Consider the following 19,316-nt stretch of genomic DNA (forward strand, 5'->3'; position numbering starts at 1 on the left):
TGAGTTCCCCAGCCCGTATGCTCACCCACGAAGCTGCGAACCGACCGGTGCTTTTACACCCACTTTCGGACGCGACCAACTAAGCAATCGCGTGGCAGGTCGTGGGTTCGCGCGGCGCGTCCGTGGCCTCCTGGTTCTTGACGCGACGCCGATCGTGCTCCGGCCATTGCCTCCAGAGATGCCGTGAGGCTGTTCAGGACCGAGTGTGCCGCGTCGGGCCGCTCCGCTGTTATCCGCCATCTGGCCAGACTTCCCCTCCAACTGGCGGGAAGAGCGCTCGGATGACCCGTAAGGGCCTCGAAGCGAGAAGTCGCCCGTCGTGCGCTGCGGAGTGCACCGTGCCTATCGCGTGCCACGACGTACGCGAGTGCAGACGCCGCACGGCGCCGCGCGACTTTGACAGTCAACCGACACCTCCGTCTGGCAAAAATAACGCTGCTTGCATTGTGCTCACGACGTTGAGTCGTACTCGGCTCAAATGCGATTCCAATCCTGGGGAATTCGTATGGATCGCGTATCGCGACAATATGAATATGCAGCGGAGAGGAGCGTCGGAAAAGCGCGAACTCCGAATATTTACCCATTCCGATGAACAATATTGTGTTGCTGTGCTACGGCACCGTCCGACCAAATCGACTGGTAGCAAGGCTAATTAGAGCTTGAACCGGCAATCGTAGAAGTAGCTGCACGGTTTGCGATATAACGTTTCAACGCACGATGTTACCGCGATTAGACAATTCATTTCAGTCGATTGAATGAGCTAGTGTCGGCGACTGTAAGTAGTTCCGCAGAAGAGGAGGTATGTGAATGTCGAAGCAGCACAAGTCACGTCATCGTGCAGCGGTCGCATTGCTGGCGGTCGCGCTGATGGGCACGGGCGCCGGATTTACCGCGGCCGTGGCCGGCGCGCAGCCGCCCCCACCGCCCGGGCCGGGCATCCTGCCGCCGGGGCCCGGTGCGCCCCCGCCGCCCGGTGGACCCGGCCTCGCTCCTCCTCCGGGTCCAGGGGCTCCGCCGGCCCCGGGCGGCCCACTACTCCCGCCTCCGCCGTTCTGATCCTGGTGCAGCGACTCGACCGCCCGGCGCGTAGCCCGGTTGCCGCAGGTGCAACCGGGACGCGGCCGGGTGGTCGACCCGCTCGTCACGGACTGAGTCCCGCTGGCGGGCTGGCGATCTCGGCGCACAACCCCGTCTGAATGCCGCTCGTTTGGCGGCTCCGCTACTCCGCTGGGGATTCATTTGATCTTCGAACTCGCCCCGTTCCCTCGACCGACTCATCTCGGCGGCCAAGGCGCGTCCGGGCATCTTCTGGGCCGTGTATTCCTCATCCAGCGCCTCCATGCCTCGATGGCTGCCCGGTTAGTTCATGTTCCAGGGTTCACCGTAGGTGGTCACCGAGTCACCGGTCTTGGCGATCAGGCGAGCAAAGGGCCGCAAGAGCACGCCGCCGGCTGCACCGGTCACAGTGCCGTGCGCGTTGGACACCGCCACTGAACCCGTCGGGCCGGAAACGTCCACCGAGAACGTCGCGACTTCCTGGATACCCGGGCCGTTGCCTAGATCGGCGGAGATCGACACACCCGGCAACAGGTTTGGTGTGATGATGCCGCCACCGCCGCTCCCGCTACTGTTGAATGTGCCGGGATTGACATCGTCGAGGAGAATGTTCGGCGTGGTGTAGCTGAAGTTGATGCCTACGCCCAGGGCCCACGGGAAGCCGATCTGATAGCCCAACTCCAACGTGCCGGTGAACTGGCCGCAGCCGTTGCCATCACACTTGTAGGTGGCGCGGCCGGAGTGGAACCACTCACGTGTCAGCCGGTTGCGGTCCAACGGAAATACACCGTTGAGGAACGTGTCCCACTGCTGCACCGTCAAGGTGCGATCGAGGCCGTCCACCAAGCTCAGCTGGTTGTCTAGATCCGCGCGTGAGGGCGCAGCTCCGACGGACAACGCCACGACCGCACAGATGCTCATCACGAAGCCGCATTTCAATGTTGTCAACAGTTCTTTCCCGTCCTGGTAATGCCTTGGTCGTTGATTCAGCGCCGATGATGATCTAGGCAGGATAGGGCCGAATGATGTTGTACTTGTGGGGTTTTCGTATGTGAATCATGTCAACCGTGACACAAGCGCAACTGCGGCTGGCGGCCGGACCGTCGCTCATGCGCAGGTGGCGTTTGCAGCTCTGTAGGCCGGTGCGACGTGTCAACCGGCGAGGAGTCTGTCGGTGATCAGCAGTTCGAAAGTACTCACGATGGCCGGAAGGTTGTCGGCAGGGCCAACCGCCGAGGGGTAAGCGGCGATACCGCAAAGAACCGCGACCATCGTTTCGACGGCATCGATGATGTTGATCTCATCGCTGAGCTCGCCTCGATCGATAGCCTCACGCATTGCCGACGAGATGAACGCCCGGGCCATACGAAGCACCGAGCGGTCAGTGACGATTCGTGTTTCATTGCGAACCGATTCGCGAACGGCGGCGGCAACAAGTTGGGCGTTGCACTGGCCAGGGTCGTCGGCGCCCAGGGCCGTTGAAAAGAAGCTGACAAGCTGTGCGGGCAACGTTTTCGAGCGTCGGGCCGTAGCGGCCGCTGCCGCCATTACATCGACCGCTGGGCGGTCGATGGCGTCGCGGTACAACTCCGATTTGTTGGCAAAGTGATAGTGCAGTGCCGGTCTGGACAAGCCAGCCCGTGTTGCAATGACATCGAATGTCGCGGTGGTATAACCGAATTCAATGAACGTCTCTCGCGCTGCACGCAGAATGCGCTGACGGTTGGCGGCGGTTGTTGCTGCCGACGGACGGCCCGCCTTGAGACGTTCGATCGGTGCCATGGCTCCATTATGGGTCGGCATACCGGCTGTCGCGCCCCGCTGGCGTTGTGGGTTTTCTATCAATTCATCTCAGTGGTGAGCCTGAAAATGCATATGGATGCCACAGGTCCGATGACGTTCCGCAGACCACCTTGTGCACTACAGTCGTTGCAGGACAGACTGATTCACCTAGGAAGGGAGCTACATGTCCAGCTCAATCACACGTCGGCCCAAGTATGTCGGCGCCGCCGCATTCATCACCGGGCTTGGATTGACCGCCAGCCTGCTCGGTGCAGGTGTGGCCAATGCCGGTCCGCCCCTGCCGCCGCCAAGCCAGTGCGCACCGCCACCCGCTCCGTGCCCGCCGCCGCCTCCGCCACCTCGGTGATCAAGAGGATTCCCTGACAAACTGTCCAGGCGGCGCAGCGCGTGTGAAATCGCGTGCTGCGCCGCCGCCATTTTGTGTCATGCACACCTCATGTCATCGTCGCCGATATGGGCAGCGACTTCGAAACACGTTTATGCACAGTCTGATTCAACGTGTGGAACAGACCCGCCGAGGTCGCCATACATGACACCGAGATCAACTGCGGATAATTCCGCAGCGAGGTACGTCAACATCGACGTGGCCTGCGATCCTTCCGAAACCTTCAGTGGCTCAGCCCTTATCCCCGTACTCGGAAGTGGCGACCGAGCGCGTGCCGGCGTTCTCTGCACGCAGTGGCGGGCAGTTCATCGCGCGGATTCCTGTCGTGACTACAATTCTGATTGTCATTTCCTATGCGCACGACAGCTCGTGCATAGCAGGAGGTCATAGGCTGGATTCGCCAATGGGCCCGCGACAGCCTGTTGGTTATCGGTGATGACCTTCCGGCATCATCTCAATTAGTGCGACACGCGAGCGACCAGTCCTCCCGGTCTCTCGCGTGTCGCACCCCTTGTGCAGTCCTGTTGCGCTGCATTGATTTTGACCAATCGGTCTTCACTCCCCGGTGGAGCTGCTTGTTTTGGCCGTCCAGGTCGGCATGAGCGTGCGCGAGGTTTGACCTTGGGAATTTCTATGGATCTTGTATCACCCAGATATGGATATTGAGGCGCGCGTGGCGGTTATGACCCTGCTGGTCCAATTGTTGAGGATCAGGCGCCGACCGGATAATCGGCGCACATGGTTGTGTAATCATTTGGCGCAGAACGTATTATGTACGCGCTAGGTAATGAGCGCTTCGTCATGTACAGGCGCGAAATTGCCCGCGTAGGACAGAATTCGCAAATGTCGCGAGTTCGGCTGGCCCCAACGACGTGGGCTAAAGTCGGCGCCTGGCAGCTTGTTTCACAGTGGGGAGATGCGCATATGCCCAAGCAGTACAGGATGCATCGCCTGGCCAGGATGGCATTATTGGTGATCGCGTCGGTGAGTGTGGGCGCAGGCGTCGGTGCGGCGGTTGCTGCCGTCCTGAGTCAGCGTGGTCCCAATCCGGCCGGACACGGCCTGACGTAGTCAGCACACACCACGGGTGCTGATTTCTCCGGTTATCCGACAACGGTATTGGACAATTCCTGCCTAGGGTGCGCTGTGTTGGTCCGCGGTGAGGTCGTAGTAGGTCACACCGTCGACGGTGGCGGCGGTGAAACTCTGTTTCACCCAGTCGGCGATCTTGTCGCCCTCGGTCTGCGCCCCGCTTTGTCCGCCGGGAAATCTGGGGCCGCGGGAGGCAATGTAGTAGTGAATCCGCCCCTGGGCGGCGTACTGCTGGAACTGCGCCAGGGTCGGTGATGGGTCCATGCCCCCAAAACCGCCGATCGGCATCACCGCGTGGCCGGTCGCCAACTGGTAAGTGGCGGCGTCATTGGCGCCGTTGGTGGCCGCCACCCACTGGTAGTTGTCTGCGTTCGCTTCGAGCAGCTGTTCCAGCCGCGTGCTCGATGCGGTATCGAAGCCGGGTGGCATGCTGGGGAAGTGCTGGCTGCTGAGCTGCGGGCCGGCCGTCACGATACCGCCGTTGTGCGGGGTGGCTACGGTCTCTACACAGTAGGCCAGCGGACCGGCCAGCACTGCGACGACAGCAAGTGGGGCCGCCCACGATCCGAACGGGATGCCGCGCAGTACATCGGCTACGAGGATCAGCGCGGCGCCGGCGCCGATCACCGCCACCGGCCAACGCAGCCACGGCGCGAAATCCGGTGTGCGGTTCAGCAGTACCCAAGACCAGCCCGTGGTCAGTGCAATCGTCGCTGCCAGGGTGAGACCGATCCACATGGTGGCTCGGCGTCGCCAAAGCTCGGTGGCTCCGATGCCGACCAGTGCGGCAATGGCGGGGGAGAGCGCCATCGTGTAGTAGTCGTGATAGAGGCCGGACATGAAGCTGAAGATGACGCCGGTGCCGAGCAGCCAGCCGCCCCAGACCAGGTACTGAGCTCGCTGCGGCTCGGTTCTGGACGCCCTGCCGCACAGGATTATTCCCGCGACGAGGAAGATCAGAGCGGCCGGCAGAAGCCACGATATCTGTGCCCCGGACGCGCCCGTGAACAACCGCAGGATGTTGGGATCGGAACCGAATGGGAAGCCGCCGTGCTTACTACCTGGCGGCAACTCCGCGCCGGCGGGTAGCTCCGGTAATCCGCCGTGGCTGCCACTGAGCCGAGATATTCCGTTGTATCCGAACGTCAGGTTCAGGAAGCTGTTGTCGGTCGAACCACCGATGTAGGGCCGGCTGCGGCTCGGGATCAACTCGACCAGGGCTACCCACCAACCGCCCGCCGCGACCATCGACAGCAGCGCTGCGATCAGTTGCAGCCCCCGGGTACGCAGCCGGGTCGGCCCGGCGATCAGATAGGTGAGGACCAACGCGGGTACCACGAGCATGACTTGCAATTGCTTTGTCAGAAAACCGAATCCGATCAGTGCGCCGCAAAACGCCAGCCACCGCGTGCGGCCGTCCTCGACGGCGCGCAGTAGGGCGCCAACCGCGCCGATCATGAGCAACACCAGCAGGGCATCCGGATTGTTGTAGCGAAACATCAGGGTGGCCACAGGCGTCAAAGCCAGTGCGCCGCCGGCGATCAGGCCCGCGACCGCACCGAATTGCCGGCGGACGATCACATACAGCAGCGCGACGGAGGCGAGGCCGATCAGCACTTGTGGTAGCAGTATCGACCAGGTGTTGACGCCGAAGATTCGGGCGCTGAGCTCCATCGGCCACAGCGATGCGGGCGGCTTGTCCACGGTGATGGAGTTTTCGGCATCCGACGAGCCGAACAGGAATGCCTTCCAGCTCTGCGCGCCTGCCTGCACGGCCGCGGCGTAAAAGGCGTTGGCCCAACCCATTCGGCCGAGAGTCACGGTCCACAAGACCGCGGTGGCCGCCAATAGGCCGGCGAGCGCTGTGCGCGCCCACCGCGGGTCGGACTGTGAACGAGCGGCCTGCGGCAGTCGTGCCGGATGCAACGTCGGGTTCTGCAGCATGCGCTCATCTTCTGTGACTTACCTGGGAAGATCGTTGGGCAACTGTGGGGCGCGGCTATGACTGTGTGCCGCGTGCCGGCAGCGTCACCGTGAACGCAGACCCGTTCGGGCCGCTGTTGACTGAGATTGTGCCGCCGTGGGCTTGAGCTACCGCCTGGGCGATGGACAATCCGAGGCCGGTGCTGCCTGCCGCTCGTGAGCGGGATTCGTCGCCGCGGGCGAAGCGTTCGAAGATTTCCGGCAGTAGATCGGGCGGAATTCCGGGGCCGCTGTCGACCACCGTCAGTGTTGTTGATCCGTCGTCGCCCACGGCGAGTGTGGTGGCCACCTTGGTGCCGGCGGGGGTGTGGACGCGGGCGTTCGATAGCAGGTTGGCCAGTACCTGGTGCAGCCGCTGGCGGTCACCGACCACAACGACAGGCTGGTCTGGAAGGTCTAGGGCCCAACGATGTTCAGGCCCCGCCATGTGGGCGTCGCTCACGGCGTCGATGACCATTTGGGATAGGTCGACGTCGTTGTTCTCGAGTGGGCGGCCGGCGTCCAGCCGGGCCAGCAGCAGCATGTCCTCGACCAACTGGCTCATGCGCCGGGACTCGGCGTGGACCCGGGTGAGCGCGTAGACCAGATCGTCGCGTCGCGCATCAGGCCTCTCGGCCACCAAACGCCGTGCCACCTCGGTGTAGCCCTGGATGGAGGCCAGCGGCGTACGCAATTCGTGACTGGCGTCGGCGACGAACTGGCGTACGCGGGTCTCGCTTGCGTGGCGGGTGGCCAATCCGTCGGCTACCCGGTCGACCATGCGGTTGAGGGCGGTGCCCAGCCGGCCCACCTCTGTATGCGCAGCGTCGGCGTTGACCGGTTCGATCTGGGACGGAAGTCGTACGTCGCCTTCGTGTAACGGAAGTTCGGCAACGTGTTGCGCGGCTTCGGACATCCGTGACAGCGGGACGAGCTCACGGCGAATCATCGCGCTCCCAGCGGCGATCGCCGCCGCCAGCGCCACCGCAGAGAACCCACCGATCATCCAGGTGACCGATCCCAGCGTCTGTTGTACTCCCGATACTGGCAGGCCTGCCACCACAACCGTATCCCGGGACTGCTGCGCGGTAAGGCGGTAAAGGCCCAGACCGTCGAGGTAGGCACTCACCTTGTGCCCCTGGGGAACTCGCTCTAGCTGTGTCAGTGCCGCAGGGCTGACGGAGCGCCGATCGCCGCTGGTCATGATGACTGCCGCCTGACTCTGACCGGGCCCCGAAATGATGGCGCCCACGGTGCCTGCCGATTGACCGGGCGCATCGAGAAACATCGGCCCGGGACCGGAGAATCGCAGGAATGGCGGCGGTCCGAACTCAAAGAACGTTACGGACCGCGATTCGGCGTCGGAAACCTGGCTGTCGAGTTGGTTGATGAGGAAGTGCCGGAGCGCAACCAGGGTGGCGGCTCCGACAGCGGTGCACAGTCCTGCTCCGAGCACCGCAACCACGACGATCAGGCGGCTCCGCAACGTCCATGTACGCGGCGCGCAATTCCAGCGACATCGCGATGATGGGGCAGGGTCCGCCACCACGATGTCACTGAGGTTTGAGGACATAGCCGATCCCGCGGACCGTTTGGATCATGGGCGTGCGGTCGGCATCGATCTTCTTGCGGAGGTACGAGATGTACAGCTCGACAACGTTGGAGCGGCCCTCGAAATCCCAGTCCCATACGGCGCGGAGGATCTGGGCTTTGGTAAGTACCCGTCTCGGGTTGTTCATCATCAACCGAAGAACTTCGAATTCAGTTGCGGTCAAATTGATTTCCGCTCCCGCACGGGTTACTTCGCGGCTGTCTTCGTCCAGCACCAGATCGCCGACGACGAGTTGAGCACTGTCGGCGGCAAACCCGATGCCGGACCGGCGAACCAGTGCCCGCATGCGGAGGACCATTTCTTCGACGTTGAACGGCTTCGTGACGTAATCGTCTCCGCCCGCGGACAATCCAGCGATGCGATCTTCGATGGTGTCTTTCGCGGTGAGCAGCAGCACTGGTAGTTCTGGGCGGATGCGGTGCAGTTCGTGGAGCACGTCGAGGCCACTCATGTCGGGCAACATGATGTCGAGCACCACGATGTCGGGTTTCTCGTCGGCGGCCTTTTTGATGGCCGATGCACCGTCGCATGCTGCCGTGACGAGCCAGCCCTCGTAGCGCAGCGCCATGGCGACCAGGTCGCCGAGTGCCGGTTCATCGTCGACCACGAGCACCTCGATCGGGCTGCCGTCGTGGCGAGTCATCGGGGCCGGAGCTGCAGGGCCGGTGGCTTGTGGCCGACGGGTCGCCTCGTAGGCGTCTGGCGAGTGTCGCATCGCGTCATTGTTGCCAACCGGATTAGCGACGATCTGTGGTTGACCTATGGATGACCTATGAAACACAGCGTTCAGGTGGTAGTTGATTGTTGATTGTCTGGCGTGACTTCCCCAACATCGGTCGGGTCCCGCCTTGGCCCGGGAGTACTTGCTTGGTCCGCCGCATCTCGTCGGGCATCTCTAGGAAGTACCAGCAGTCGGGTTCATGAAACCCCCTGCGCGTCGTCCATTCATTTGGTCGAACGAATGCGGGAGGCCTGGATCAGGAGATCGATCCAGGCCTCCCATTTTCACCGTCGGCCTATAGCGGTGGAAGCAATGGAATCCCGAGAATGTTCGGTACTCCAAGCGCTGGAGGCGGGGGCGCAGGTGGACCGACACACGGCAGCAGCAGAACACACCCTCCCGGTGCCCCCGGGGCTCCCGGTCCGGGTGGGGGCGGTGGCATCGCGCCGGCCGTTGCCGTTTCGAATCCGATTGCGCTGAAGGCCAATCCGGCACATACGGCCACTGATCCGACTACTAGACGTGACTTCTTCACGATGTCCTTCTCCTCTGCCAAATTCGGTGGGCGACGGAATCGACGGTAGTCGGCGAACATAGGCAGAAACTGTCGGTCGATTAGGGCCGTCGTATCAGTTTTGGCTGTCGTCTTCCGTCCGTCTGACCGGGTAAAGCGATTGGTGACCGTCGCGCGTTCGGCGACGGCGTAATCGGAGAACGAATAATCATCGCGGCCGGGAATTCATAAAAACTCTTCGACAATCGCGGAGTGATCACCTTCCGCGATTGGATACGCCGATATCCGGCGGATGTGGCGGTGCACCGAGCGGCCAGAAGACGCATCGAGACGAAAGACGTTCGGCAACAACGTGATTCATTGATCGCTGAGTACCGGTGATATCCAGGGATGCCCGCGCAGGCTGGTCCCCAACCCTAGTGACGGCCCGGCGGACCGCCGATGCCGCCCATGGTCACATCGAGACCGAGGGCAGTGGCGCAGACGGCGCCGGCGATCGCCAGTGCTACCCAATCGGACCGGCGGAGTTTGGTGCGGCCGGCGGTGAGTTGTCCGGTTCCACCTCGGGCGGCGATCGCATCGCCCATTTCGTCGGCGCGGCGAAACATCATCGCAGTGACGGTGGCTATCAGGTCGACACCGTCGCGGATACGCTGTCGCACCCGTCGTATCCCGCTCAGCTCTGGTGCGGGCCGCAAGGTGCGGGCCGCGTTCACGACCCTGAATTCGTCGATCAGCATGGGGAACGACCGCAGTGCCAAGGCCAGGGCCACCGCGAGGTCGTCGACAGGGATAGCCAGTCGGCGCAATGGGCGGCCCAGTGTCGCGATGGCCGGCGCGACATCGGCGACGTCAGTGGTCCAAGAGAGCACCGCACCTGTGAGCAACAGCACGATGGTCAATGCCGCAAGTTGCAGGAATTGAAGCAGGCCACCGAGTCCCACATGCAGGCCGGTGATGACGATGAACGGGGGCCCGCCTGCGGACAGGAGGATCGCGGAGCCGATCAAGACGACTGCCCATACCGGCGGCGGTACGGACGGAAAGGCGGTCCTCGGGATGCGTGCGAGCCAGATGGCCGCCAGGTCCAGGACGCCGACCGCGGCGATCGGGAGGGGGCTGGGATCGATGGCCAGCATCACCGCGACGGCGATGGCGACGATGAGTTTGGTGCCGGCCCACAACGAGTGGACCGGGCTTGTTCCCGGGACGGGTCGCATGAGCACCAACGGCCTCGGGCCCCGAGGCTTGTCTTGCGTACGGGGTGTCATGACGATGCTCCCGTCGCGGGCGACACTGGAGTCTCGATCGCGCCGTTGTGCAGGCGTAGCACTCGCGGGCACAACTGGTCCAGGCCGAGGAAGTCGTGCGAGATCATGATGATCGTCAATCCGGTGGTGTGGCGCAGGTCGGTCAGCAGCTGCACGAGATCGCGTGCGCTGCCAGCATCCAGGCCGGCGAGGGGCTCGTCGAGGATCAGCACCCGGGGCCTGCGGGCCAATAGGCCCGCGAGCACCAGTCGGCGCTGCTGTCCGCCGGAGAGTTGATCGACGCGGCGCCGCGCGAGTGCGGCGTCCAGGCCGACACTGGCCAGCGCGGCCACCATGCGATCCGTCTCATCTGCATCGAATCCTGCGGCGGATGCGATTTCCAAATCGACCCGCGGCCGCATGAGTTGTAGGCGCGCTGCTTGGAAGGCGATGGCGATCGTGCCGACCTGTTCGGCGGCGGGTTGGCCATCGATCTGGACCGATCCTGCGGAGGGCGCTGTCAGGCCGGCCATGATCCATGCCAGCGTCGACTTGCCGGACCCATTGCCGCCGTGGATCAAGATGCCATCGCCCTCGTGCACAGTGAGGTTGATGTCGGACAGCGTGGTGTGTGCCCATGGGGTGCCCGTCGCGTACTGATGGCTGACGCCGTCCAGTCGCAGGACGGGCACGCCGGTTGCCGCGGGCAGGCGACCGACAGCGGCCGGGGCTGAAGCGGGTGCCGCGACGGTGGACACCATTGCGGTGTCATTTCCGGTTCCGGACAGGCTGATGACCCAGTCGGCGCTCTCGGCTTCGTCGCGGTAGTGGGTGATCTCGACGACTGACATTTGCTGGTGTGCGGTCAGGCCGTCGACCACCGCCAGCAGCGCTTCACGGCCCTCGGGGTCCACCATTGAGGTGATTTCGTCGGCTACCAGAAGTTTCGGCGAGCGGGCCAGCGCAGCGGCCACGGCCAGGCGCTGCAGTTCACCTCCGGACAGGCCATTTGTCGCGCGCTCACGCATCCCGGCCAGACCTACCCGGTGCAGGATTGCATCAACGTCCACTGGTGTGTCCGGGGGCAGGCCCCAGACGACGTCGTCAGCAACCCGCATACCCAGCACCTGTGTCTCCGGGTGTTGCAGCACCACAGCGGTGCCTCCAATGCGGCCCAGGCCGACTGCACCGGGCCGGTGGACCGCGCCGGTGGTGGGTTCGGCGCCGGCGAGAATGCGTCCCAGTGTGCTTTTGCCGGACCCGTTGCCACCGACCACGGCGAGACGCTCGCCGACATCGACGGTGAAGTTGGTCGGCGCCAGCGCGTCGTGTTCGGCGTCGGGATACCGGAAGCTGACGTGGTCCAGATGCATCGGCAGCGGGGCGGGGGCGGCCCCGGCCAGGTCGGCCGGGGGCGGGTCGAGGTTGTGGACGTCGGGGATCCCGCCGAGGCGCCGCAGGACACCGGACATGATCCACCAGCCGATGACAGACACGAGCGTCACGACGGCCGCCATCCAGCCGGTTAGCAGCAGTGGCCAGGCTCTGAATCCGGCCGAGGTCAGGTGCGCCAAGCCGTCGCCGAGGTCACGTAGGGCGGGAACGGCGTGTAGGGCGGCAACCAGTCCGTTCGTCGTCGCGTTCAAGGCGCTGAAGATCAGCGACCGCAACGGCGTCAGCACCAGCAAGATGCCGGCTGTGACGGTCCCGAGGACCGCGCCTGCGGTGAGACCGGTGAGGGCGACGGTGACGATACCGCCGCCGCGGCGTTTGACGATGCCGGCCAGCCCTCCGATGTAGGCGCAGGACAGCACGGTAATGGCGCCGGGCACACCAATGATGAGGAATGCGATCATCGCACCGGCGATGGCAGCGGTGATCAATACCCGTAGCCGGTGGCGGTGAGCGAGTAGCCCGATCGGCACGACGGCGGCCAAGGCCAGGAATGCCGTCACCGGCACCACGGCTGTCGAGATCGCCAGGCCTGCTGAGGCCGCAGCGACCGTCGCGGCGTGTGCCATCTCCCCGGGGAGCAGGCCGGCGCGGCCTTCGGTGCGAACTCGGCTAGCCACGGGCGTCGTCGCTCATGTTGACCGGGCGTGCGGCACGGGGCCACGCCAGCGGATTCAATGCGCGGTAGGGGTCGGCGGCGCGAACGCTCAGAAGGTCGACGAAGCTGGTTTCCAGCGCTTCCTGGGTGGTCTCCTTGACCGTGGCGATCCATGTCTCACCGGAGACATCGGCGGGTTTGGTCGTGGTGATGGGGGCACCGAACCTCAGGTACATGCGCTGCGGCCGTGGGATGAGAGTGGGACCGATCCCTCGCATCAGCGGGATCGGCATGTTCGGACGGCCGGTGATCTTCTCGCTGATCGTCATGCTGAGCCGGCCCAGCATGCTGTCGCGGGTGAACAGATGCTGGTACATGTCGTCGCCGCCGACCAGGGTCACCGGCACGATCGGGTAGCCGCCGATGATGGCTTCGCGGGCGAAGCCCGCTCGGCCGAGCCAGTTGATGGTGTTCTCTTCGCCTTTGAACTTGGCGAGCTCGCGGCCGCCGCCGGGAAACACCAGAATTGTGTCGTTGTTCCGCATCAATTCCTGGGCGTTTTCCGGAGATCCGACCACGGCGCCGACGGCGGCGACCACATCTCCCATGGGGCCGCCCATCTTGCCGATACCCCGCTCTGCCAGCGGCCGCACCCGCGTCCCGATGCCGCGCCGCACGTAGTGCAGGATCAGCGGCACCTCGATGAAGCTCTGAGTGTGGTTCGCCACCAACAGAAATCGGCCGTCGGCCGGCAGGCTCTCGAGCCCTTCGACGTAAGGGCGCATCAGGTCGACGATGGGTTCGGCGGCATCGCTGACCGACCCCAGAACCCGGCGCAGTAGCTGTACCCGCGCTGGTTGACCGAGGTTCTCTTCAGCGGTGTAGTGGATTGTCATGACGATGATGTGCTCCGATCCAGGTGTCGATTTGCCGAACCAGGCGGCGATTTGGCCCGATGGCGGGTGAGGCAGGCCGTGGGATTGCCGAGATGCAGCGACCTCGGTGCCTGGTGCGACCGGTGTGGCCCGGGAACTTCGCCGGCCCCGACCCGCTGCCCAGTACGGACGTGAAGCTATCGGCCGAATCCATCAAACCTCTAGGACATTGCTTGCGAAAACCTATGAATACAGCTGGTTTTGAGTCACAGCCGGCCCTACCCATGACCATCGTCACGGTCGAATGTCGCGAGTCTGTCCTGGCCGCTGAATCGCCACGCCATAATGGGACCGTTGTTTGGGGTGAACGAAAGTTGGTGCGGTCCAGCAGCTCTGGCGCAGGCTGCTGGGTGTCAGGCAACGAAACTCGCGGAGTCGCAAAGTCCGTGCGCATGTGGTCGATCTTCTTGGCAAGACTCCGTGAGTGCTAGATTCCAGTGAATACCGTTGTTGGACAGTATCTTCTGGAGTCGGTAGAGGCTTTTGTATGGCGCCTCGGCCGTACAGCGACGATACGGAAACTCGGGATCCGGGGTAGGCATAGCCGACTCCTATGACGTCGATACGGATTTCCCAGAGTCGGCGGCTACGTTTTGCCCAGCACGGCAGCCAATCGAGGGAGGTCCCTGCCGCATGAGAATCAAACTGATCACCCGAAGTACCGTCATTTCAGCCGCTGCGCTCGCTATTTCGCTGACTGGTGTCGGCATTGCACAGGCCTCGCCCGATACGGTCAACCAGGACAATCAGGCCGGCCATTCCCGCTCCGGGAAGACGGCACGTAACAACACCAACGGTCTTGACTGGGGCGATGATTGGAGCCTGGGTGGCTTTCCGCCGATCAACCTGTCGAGTTTGCCGGCGCCCAACGTGAACCTGTCGGTCCCGCTGTCATTGGGCATGCCTGGCTTATCCCTCCCAAGCCTCAACCTCAGTCTGTTTCACTAGGCGTGCCCTGTCGTAAGTCCTCAGCCGGAAGAGGCAAGGCACTCACGGGGCCACCAACGCCCCGATTCCAGCTCCAGCCGGTGATCTAGACGCTTGGGTGCGACCAACTTGGGCACCACCGTGGGTTTCTCGGCGGGTGGCCGAGCTGCCCGGTTGCGGTCTGAGGTCAGTACAACTCGTTCTCGTAATGAACGTCGATCACCGCGTGGAGTGACCCCGCCAGGTCGCCGAGTTTCTCAGCCATCTTCGCCGCGCTCTCGGTGATCGTGAGGGTGTAGAAGTCCCCGCCTAATGTCACAGCGTCGGCCAGTCCGCGGCTGTCACCTTCCCACAGCTTGGCCCGGATGACGGCCTTGCCGCATTGCCCGAACACCTCGCGGATGCGCACGATGGTGGCCAACACCGCGGGTTTGCCGTCGGCGCTGAGCATCTCGAGCAATTCAGGGTCATCGGTGACGAACGCGTCCCCGTTCACCCGGATCACCTCGCGGATGCCCGGCACGAAGAAGACCAGTCCCACCGCGGGATGCTCGGTGATGTTCTCGTGGGTATCAGCGAGCTTGTTGCCCGGCCGGTCGGGGATGGCGAGCGTCCACGGGTCGAGGATCCGCACCGAACCGGGTGGGTCGCCCCGCGGGCTGGTGTCCAGCTGACCGTCGGCGCCGACGGTGGCCATGCAGAAGAACGGGCTGTGCGCGATGAAGCGAGCCGAGAATTCACCGAGTTTCGGCTCCTTCTTCTCGGCGATGAACCTCTCCGGGTATCCGACGATCTCCCTCACCCGCTCCATGGAGATGGGGGAGTACGAATCTGCCGCTGTACCTGTTGATTTCAGCATGGATTACCTAAGCATCGAGAACGAGTCGGGGAGTCTGGGCGCGCGAAACACAGATGAACATGCGGTCGTTGGCGGCGCGCTCGGACTCCGAGAGGATGTCGTCGCGGTGGTCGGGGACGCCCTCGAGCACGGCGGTCTCACACGCCCCGCAGATCCCGGATCGGCACGACGACGGCACCTTGACCCCGGCATTGTCGAGTGCGGCGAGAATGCTTTGGCCCGCTTCGACATTGACGGTCCTGTCTGACGCTGCACACACCACTTCGACCGGAGCGTCTGCGGATGCCGTCCGCTTGCCTGGTTTGAAGCGCTCGAGATGCAGACTGTCCGTCGGCCAATGGGCGGTGGCGTCCTGCAGCGCCGACAGCAGTGCTGCAGGGCCGCAGGCATAGATCTGCGCCCCGGGCTGAACCCGAGCGAAATGCTCGCCGAGAGGGATGCGACCGTCGGCGTCAGAGGCGTAGAAGCTCACCCGCGTTCCGTATTCGCCGAGTTCGTCGGCGAACGGCATCGAGGCGGCGGTGTGCCCACCGTAGAGCAGTTTCCAGTCCAGGCCCCAGGATTCGGCCTGACGGAGCATCGGGAGGATAGGGGTGATGCCGATGCCGCCGGCGACGAAGATGTACGAGGCGGCCGGACGCAGCTCGAATGTATTCCGCAGGCCGGCGACCGTAAGTTGTTGTCCTGGACGCAGAAACGCGTGGACGTACTCGGAGCCGCCGTGGCTGGTCCGTTCCCGGCGCACCCCGATGCGGTAGTACGAGCGCTCACCGACCGGCCCGCACAACGAGTACTGACGCTGGATGCCGGTGGGCAGGAGCAGATCGATGTGCGCTCCGGGTTCCCAGGCTGGCAGTAGCTCGCCACAACGCGGCTGCAATTGCACGGACACCACACCGTCGGCCTCCCATCGGAGTTGCCGGACCGCGACGCCAATCCCATCGGCTCCCAGTTCGCTGCCCACGCCACGCCCTCCTTCGCATTAACAATGTTAATCGCAGGTCGGAGCGTAGTGTTAACATTGTTAACGTGTCAACCGCCTCGACTGGCCCCGATCGTGTGGCGCTCGCCAACCTGTCGGTGGACCGAGTGGTCGGGGAAGCCCTGGCACTGGTAAACGAGTCCGGGCTGGAATCGCTGACCATGCGCCGGCTGGCCGACCGGCTGCGGGCCCACCTCCCGACCATCTACCGACTGGTCGACGGCAAGGACGCCCTCATCGACGAGATGGCCGAGGCGATCCTGGCGAAGGCGCTCGACAATGCGCGCCTGGACCACCCGGATTGGGTCGATCGCGTCAAAAGCCTTGCAGGGGGTCTGCGTTCGGCACTGCTGTCACAGCGCGACGGGGCGCGGATCGTCGGCGGAAACTATGCTGCCAAGCGGGCCAACCTGACCTTCATCGATACGCTCGTCGGCAGTGTCCGGGCCGGCGGCCTGGCCCGCGAACATGCGTTGTGGGCGGCCAGCTCGCTGTTCTGCTACGTCCTTGGTGAAGTCCTTGAACAGCAGGGCGCCGCCGGCGGCGAGACCGAGACGCTGGAGGGTGTCGTCCGCTCGGGAGACTTCCCACACCTCGCGTCCGGCCCCGTCGTGCAGCTGCTCGACTTCGACGCGCGATTCGACTACGGCTTGAGTCTGCTCATGGCCGGAATGCGTTCCGGCGCAGACCGTTCGTGACCGGCGCCAGAAGCGGATACAACGACTCACTGCGCTGAGTGTGAATGATCATGCCGACCCGCTCTGCGTCGGTCGTAGTTGGTTTCGCAGGAACGGGCTTAATCAATGCGCCACTAGGTCGGCAGCGCCGACATGTGTGTAGTAGCCGGTGTAGCGCGTTGAGCTCGCCGGCCCGGTCGAAACGTCGTCACGTCTCGATTCATAGCCTGTTGACATGTTGCGCTGACCGTGCACCCACGCGCGGGCACAACGATGGCGGGTGATCCGGTGCACACGAGACTGCCCAGGACATGTCGATCGAGGAAACATACGCGTGCCACGTTTTCAGGAATCAGCTACGAACACAATGAGAGTCGGCGATTCGGACGCTCCCGTGGTGGTGGGTTGAGCCATGACACCTCCGTCTCCGAGCGCAATGGCCGTGGTCACGCAGGTCCTCTATGACATCGGACTGGCCAGTGCCACGGGAATCGGTGTGGGCATGGCCTTGCTGGTCAGTCCGTGCTCTGCCCACGGCATCCTGGCACGGCGGCTGGGTCGCCTCGCGCTTCCGGTGGCGGCCCTGGTTTTTGCGACGTCGGTCCTGCATCACCTGAGTGCGGTGGCGGCGTTCGCGAAAACCGGACTCGTGCAGGCGCTCTCATGGCAGGCAGTATCTGCATTCATCACGGCCCCACCCGCGCGCGGTGGTTGGCTCGGGTCGGGCGAAATCGCTGTCGTGCAGTCATTTTTCTACTTGCTGACCATCGGAGGTTTGCTCTGGGTCCGGTGGCATCCGTCACGCTCGGCCGGCATCGGTGTGGCCGGCTGCGCTGTCCTGACCGCGGTCGTACCGCAGCTGATCAGCCGGACGTTGACGGCGCATGCGTTGCCCAGCGTCGTGCTGACGATCGCCCATGTGGTTGGCGCCCTGCTGTGGGCCGGGGGCCTCATCGTGCTGGCCACGGTGGCGGTGATGGGGCGACGCCCGGCCGGCAACAGCGATGTCCGCGAGAGTGCCGCAGCCCTTACCGATGAATGGCGGCGTCTCTGGGAGCGTTTCAGTGTCGTTGCGCTGTATGCGGTTGGGGCGTTGATCATCAGCGGAACCTGGATGACGTGGACCCACGTCGGTACCCCGACTCAGCTGTTGACCACACCGTACGGCCGCGCGCTCGGACTCAAACTGATATGCGTTGCGCTGCTGATGGCTGCGGGGGCCTACAACGTGCGTGTGCTGTTGCCACGCATCCGCGCCGCGCAGCGTGACTGCGATAATCGCACCGCGTGGCGGATCGCGGTGGAGCACTTCCCGGTAGTGGTGGTCGGCGAAAGCGTAATTGTGGTCGCGGTTTTCGCGATTGTGCCTTTCCTGCGCGGATCTGCGCGGTCCGAGGCCGGTTGGCCCAACGCCGGACCGTTCGACATGAACGCTGCCGCTACCGGTCTGGTCCTCGTCCTGCTGGTGGCCCTCGCACTCCGGCTTGGCGCGAAGCCCCGTGACAGCGAACTGATGTGAAACTCCGCAATCTGCATGGTAACTCGTCACTACCGAGGGCAGGCCTTGGCAAGTCGCCGTCTCGACGACCGGCGACTTCGGCCCACCTGGTAGTGCGCTCAGCCGAATTGGTTGTCGATGGCGATGTTTCCGACGACGGCGAGCAGTTGCAGCTTCTCGTAACTCTCCGAGCCCGGCTGGGCGGTGTACACGAGGAGCAGGTGGGACTGTTGGGGGTCGACGAGGTATTGGCAGGTGAGTTCGAGCAGCCCAACCTGCGGGTGAAGGAAGCGTTTTGCCTCCTCGGGCCGAATCCCGACGGCATGGTCTTCCCACAATCCGCGGAACTCTTCGCTGCGCGCGAGGAGCATGTCGGCATACCACGCTGCACGGGAATCGGGGCCGCGCAGGGCCAGACTCGCCCGCAACCCGGATGCGTACATCGCCGACAGGAATGCGTGGTCGTCTACGGGATGGATCTCTCGGCTCGCGGGGTCGGTGAACCATCGGTAGATGATGCTGCGTTCGGGGCCGGTGAACTTCGTCGCGTCCCCGGTCAGCGCGACTGCCAGCGGTGTCTGTCGCAGGGATTCGCCGAGTTCGGTCACGATCTCGGCCGCAGTGTCTGACAATCGATCCAGCACTCGCAGCAGCCCCGGGGTGATGTGGTCGCCGGTAGCACCGCGGGGCGGGGCGTGGTGGCCTGCCAGTCGGAAGAGGTGGTCGCGCTCGTCAAGGCTCAGATGTAGGCCTTGGGCTATCGCCGCGATCATCTGTGGCGACGGATGTGGACCTCGTTCGCGCTCGAGGCGCGTGTAGTAATCGGTGGACATGTGACAAAGCGCCGCGACCTCCTCGCGCCGCAGACCTTGAGTGCGCCGACGTTGCCCTCGCGGTAGTCCGACGTCTTCCGGCTGGAGTGCGCTACGGCGGCGCCTGAGAAATTCGGCGAGTCCGGCCCGGTCGATCACTTGCGTCTCCTCTCCGCAATCA

Annotated in this window: 15 protein-coding genes; 4 read left to right on the plus strand and 11 right to left on the minus strand. The window is 64.0% G+C overall.

Annotated features, from left to right (window positions below; all coding sequences use genetic code 11):
- Positions 1–807: 807 nt before the first annotated feature.
- A complete protein-coding gene (locus tag ACJH6H_RS25605; RefSeq protein WP_212806799.1) occupies positions 808–1,056 on the plus strand; it encodes a hypothetical protein in 249 nt (82 codons plus the stop codon).
- Between the two features lie 303 nt (positions 1,057–1,359).
- On the opposite strand, the gene ACJH6H_RS25610 is transcribed toward ACJH6H_RS25605, so the two are convergent.
- The 8 genes from ACJH6H_RS25610 to ACJH6H_RS25645 all read right to left on the minus strand — a co-directional run bounded on the left by ACJH6H_RS25610 (position 1,360) and on the right by ACJH6H_RS25645 (position 13,341).
- Complete coding sequence (locus tag ACJH6H_RS25610) at positions 1,360–1,977, minus strand: MspA family porin (RefSeq protein ID WP_212806798.1); 618 nt, start codon at positions 1,975–1,977, stop codon at positions 1,360–1,362.
- A gap of 231 nt (positions 1,978–2,208) precedes the next feature.
- Positions 2,209–2,838 carry a TetR/AcrR family transcriptional regulator gene (locus tag ACJH6H_RS25615; protein WP_212806797.1) on the minus strand — a complete coding sequence of 210 codons (630 nt, stop codon included), beginning with the start codon at positions 2,836–2,838 and terminating at the stop codon, positions 2,209–2,211.
- A gap of 1,540 nt (positions 2,839–4,378) precedes the next feature.
- Positions 4,379–6,280, minus strand: coding sequence for a glycosyltransferase family 39 protein (locus ACJH6H_RS25620; protein WP_212806796.1), 1,902 nt, complete (start codon positions 6,278–6,280; stop codon positions 4,379–4,381).
- A gap of 55 nt (positions 6,281–6,335) precedes the next feature.
- Positions 6,336–7,754, minus strand: coding sequence for a cell wall metabolism sensor histidine kinase WalK (locus tag ACJH6H_RS25625; protein WP_244881341.1), 1,419 nt, complete (start codon positions 7,752–7,754; stop codon positions 6,336–6,338).
- A gap of 97 nt (positions 7,755–7,851) precedes the next feature.
- Complete coding sequence (locus tag ACJH6H_RS25630) at positions 7,852–8,553, minus strand: response regulator transcription factor (RefSeq protein ID WP_212814657.1); 702 nt, start codon at positions 8,551–8,553, stop codon at positions 7,852–7,854.
- Positions 8,554–9,561: 1,008 nt separating this feature from the next.
- Positions 9,562–10,416, minus strand: coding sequence for an energy-coupling factor transporter transmembrane component T family protein (locus tag ACJH6H_RS25635; RefSeq protein WP_406776073.1), 855 nt, complete (start codon positions 10,414–10,416; stop codon positions 9,562–9,564).
- Positions 10,413–12,416 (minus strand): ATP-binding cassette domain-containing protein, encoded by a 2,004-nt coding sequence (locus ACJH6H_RS25640; RefSeq protein ID WP_406776088.1) that lies wholly within the window; start codon positions 12,414–12,416, stop codon positions 10,413–10,415. Before ACJH6H_RS25640 ends, ACJH6H_RS25635 begins: the two co-directional genes overlap by 4 nt.
- 43 nt (positions 12,417–12,459) lie before the next feature.
- Entirely contained in the window at positions 12,460–13,341 is an 882-nt protein-coding gene (locus ACJH6H_RS25645) for a 1-acyl-sn-glycerol-3-phosphate acyltransferase (protein ID WP_212806793.1), read from the minus strand.
- A gap of 672 nt (positions 13,342–14,013) precedes the next feature.
- Between ACJH6H_RS25645 and ACJH6H_RS25650 the strand changes: the two genes are divergently transcribed.
- Positions 14,014–14,328, plus strand: a complete 315-nt coding sequence (locus ACJH6H_RS25650) for a hypothetical protein (RefSeq protein WP_212806792.1) — start codon at positions 14,014–14,016, stop codon at positions 14,326–14,328.
- Positions 14,329–14,494: 166 nt separating this feature from the next.
- Here the strand turns inward: ACJH6H_RS25650 and ACJH6H_RS25655 are convergent, their stop codons facing one another.
- A complete protein-coding gene (locus ACJH6H_RS25655; RefSeq protein WP_406776074.1) occupies positions 14,495–15,166 on the minus strand; it encodes an MSMEG_1061 family FMN-dependent PPOX-type flavoprotein in 672 nt (223 codons plus the stop codon).
- Between the two features lie 7 nt (positions 15,167–15,173).
- On the minus strand, positions 15,174–16,130 hold the full coding sequence (locus ACJH6H_RS25660; RefSeq protein ID WP_346414539.1) for a PDR/VanB family oxidoreductase: 957 nt from the start codon (positions 16,128–16,130) through the stop codon (positions 15,174–15,176).
- A 65-nt stretch (positions 16,131–16,195) separates the two neighbouring features.
- Here ACJH6H_RS25660 and ACJH6H_RS25665 point away from each other — a divergent pair, with 65 nt between their 5' ends.
- Positions 16,196–16,846 carry a TetR/AcrR family transcriptional regulator C-terminal domain-containing protein gene (locus ACJH6H_RS25665; RefSeq protein WP_244872785.1) on the plus strand — a complete coding sequence of 217 codons (651 nt, stop codon included), beginning with the start codon at positions 16,196–16,198 and terminating at the stop codon, positions 16,844–16,846.
- Positions 16,847–17,261: 415 nt separating this feature from the next.
- Complete coding sequence (locus ACJH6H_RS25670) at positions 17,262–18,344, plus strand: copper resistance D family protein (protein WP_346414538.1); 1,083 nt, start codon at positions 17,262–17,264, stop codon at positions 18,342–18,344.
- Between the two features lie 98 nt (positions 18,345–18,442).
- Here ACJH6H_RS25670 and ACJH6H_RS25675 read toward each other — a convergent pair whose 3' ends face one another.
- On the minus strand, positions 18,443–19,294 hold the full coding sequence (locus ACJH6H_RS25675; RefSeq protein WP_406776075.1) for a helix-turn-helix transcriptional regulator: 852 nt from the start codon (positions 19,292–19,294) through the stop codon (positions 18,443–18,445).
- Positions 19,295–19,316: the final 22 nt, after the last annotated feature.

Source organism: Mycobacterium sp. SMC-21, assembly GCF_045310825.1.
Lineage (GTDB): Bacteria > Actinomycetota > Actinomycetes > Mycobacteriales > Mycobacteriaceae > Mycobacterium.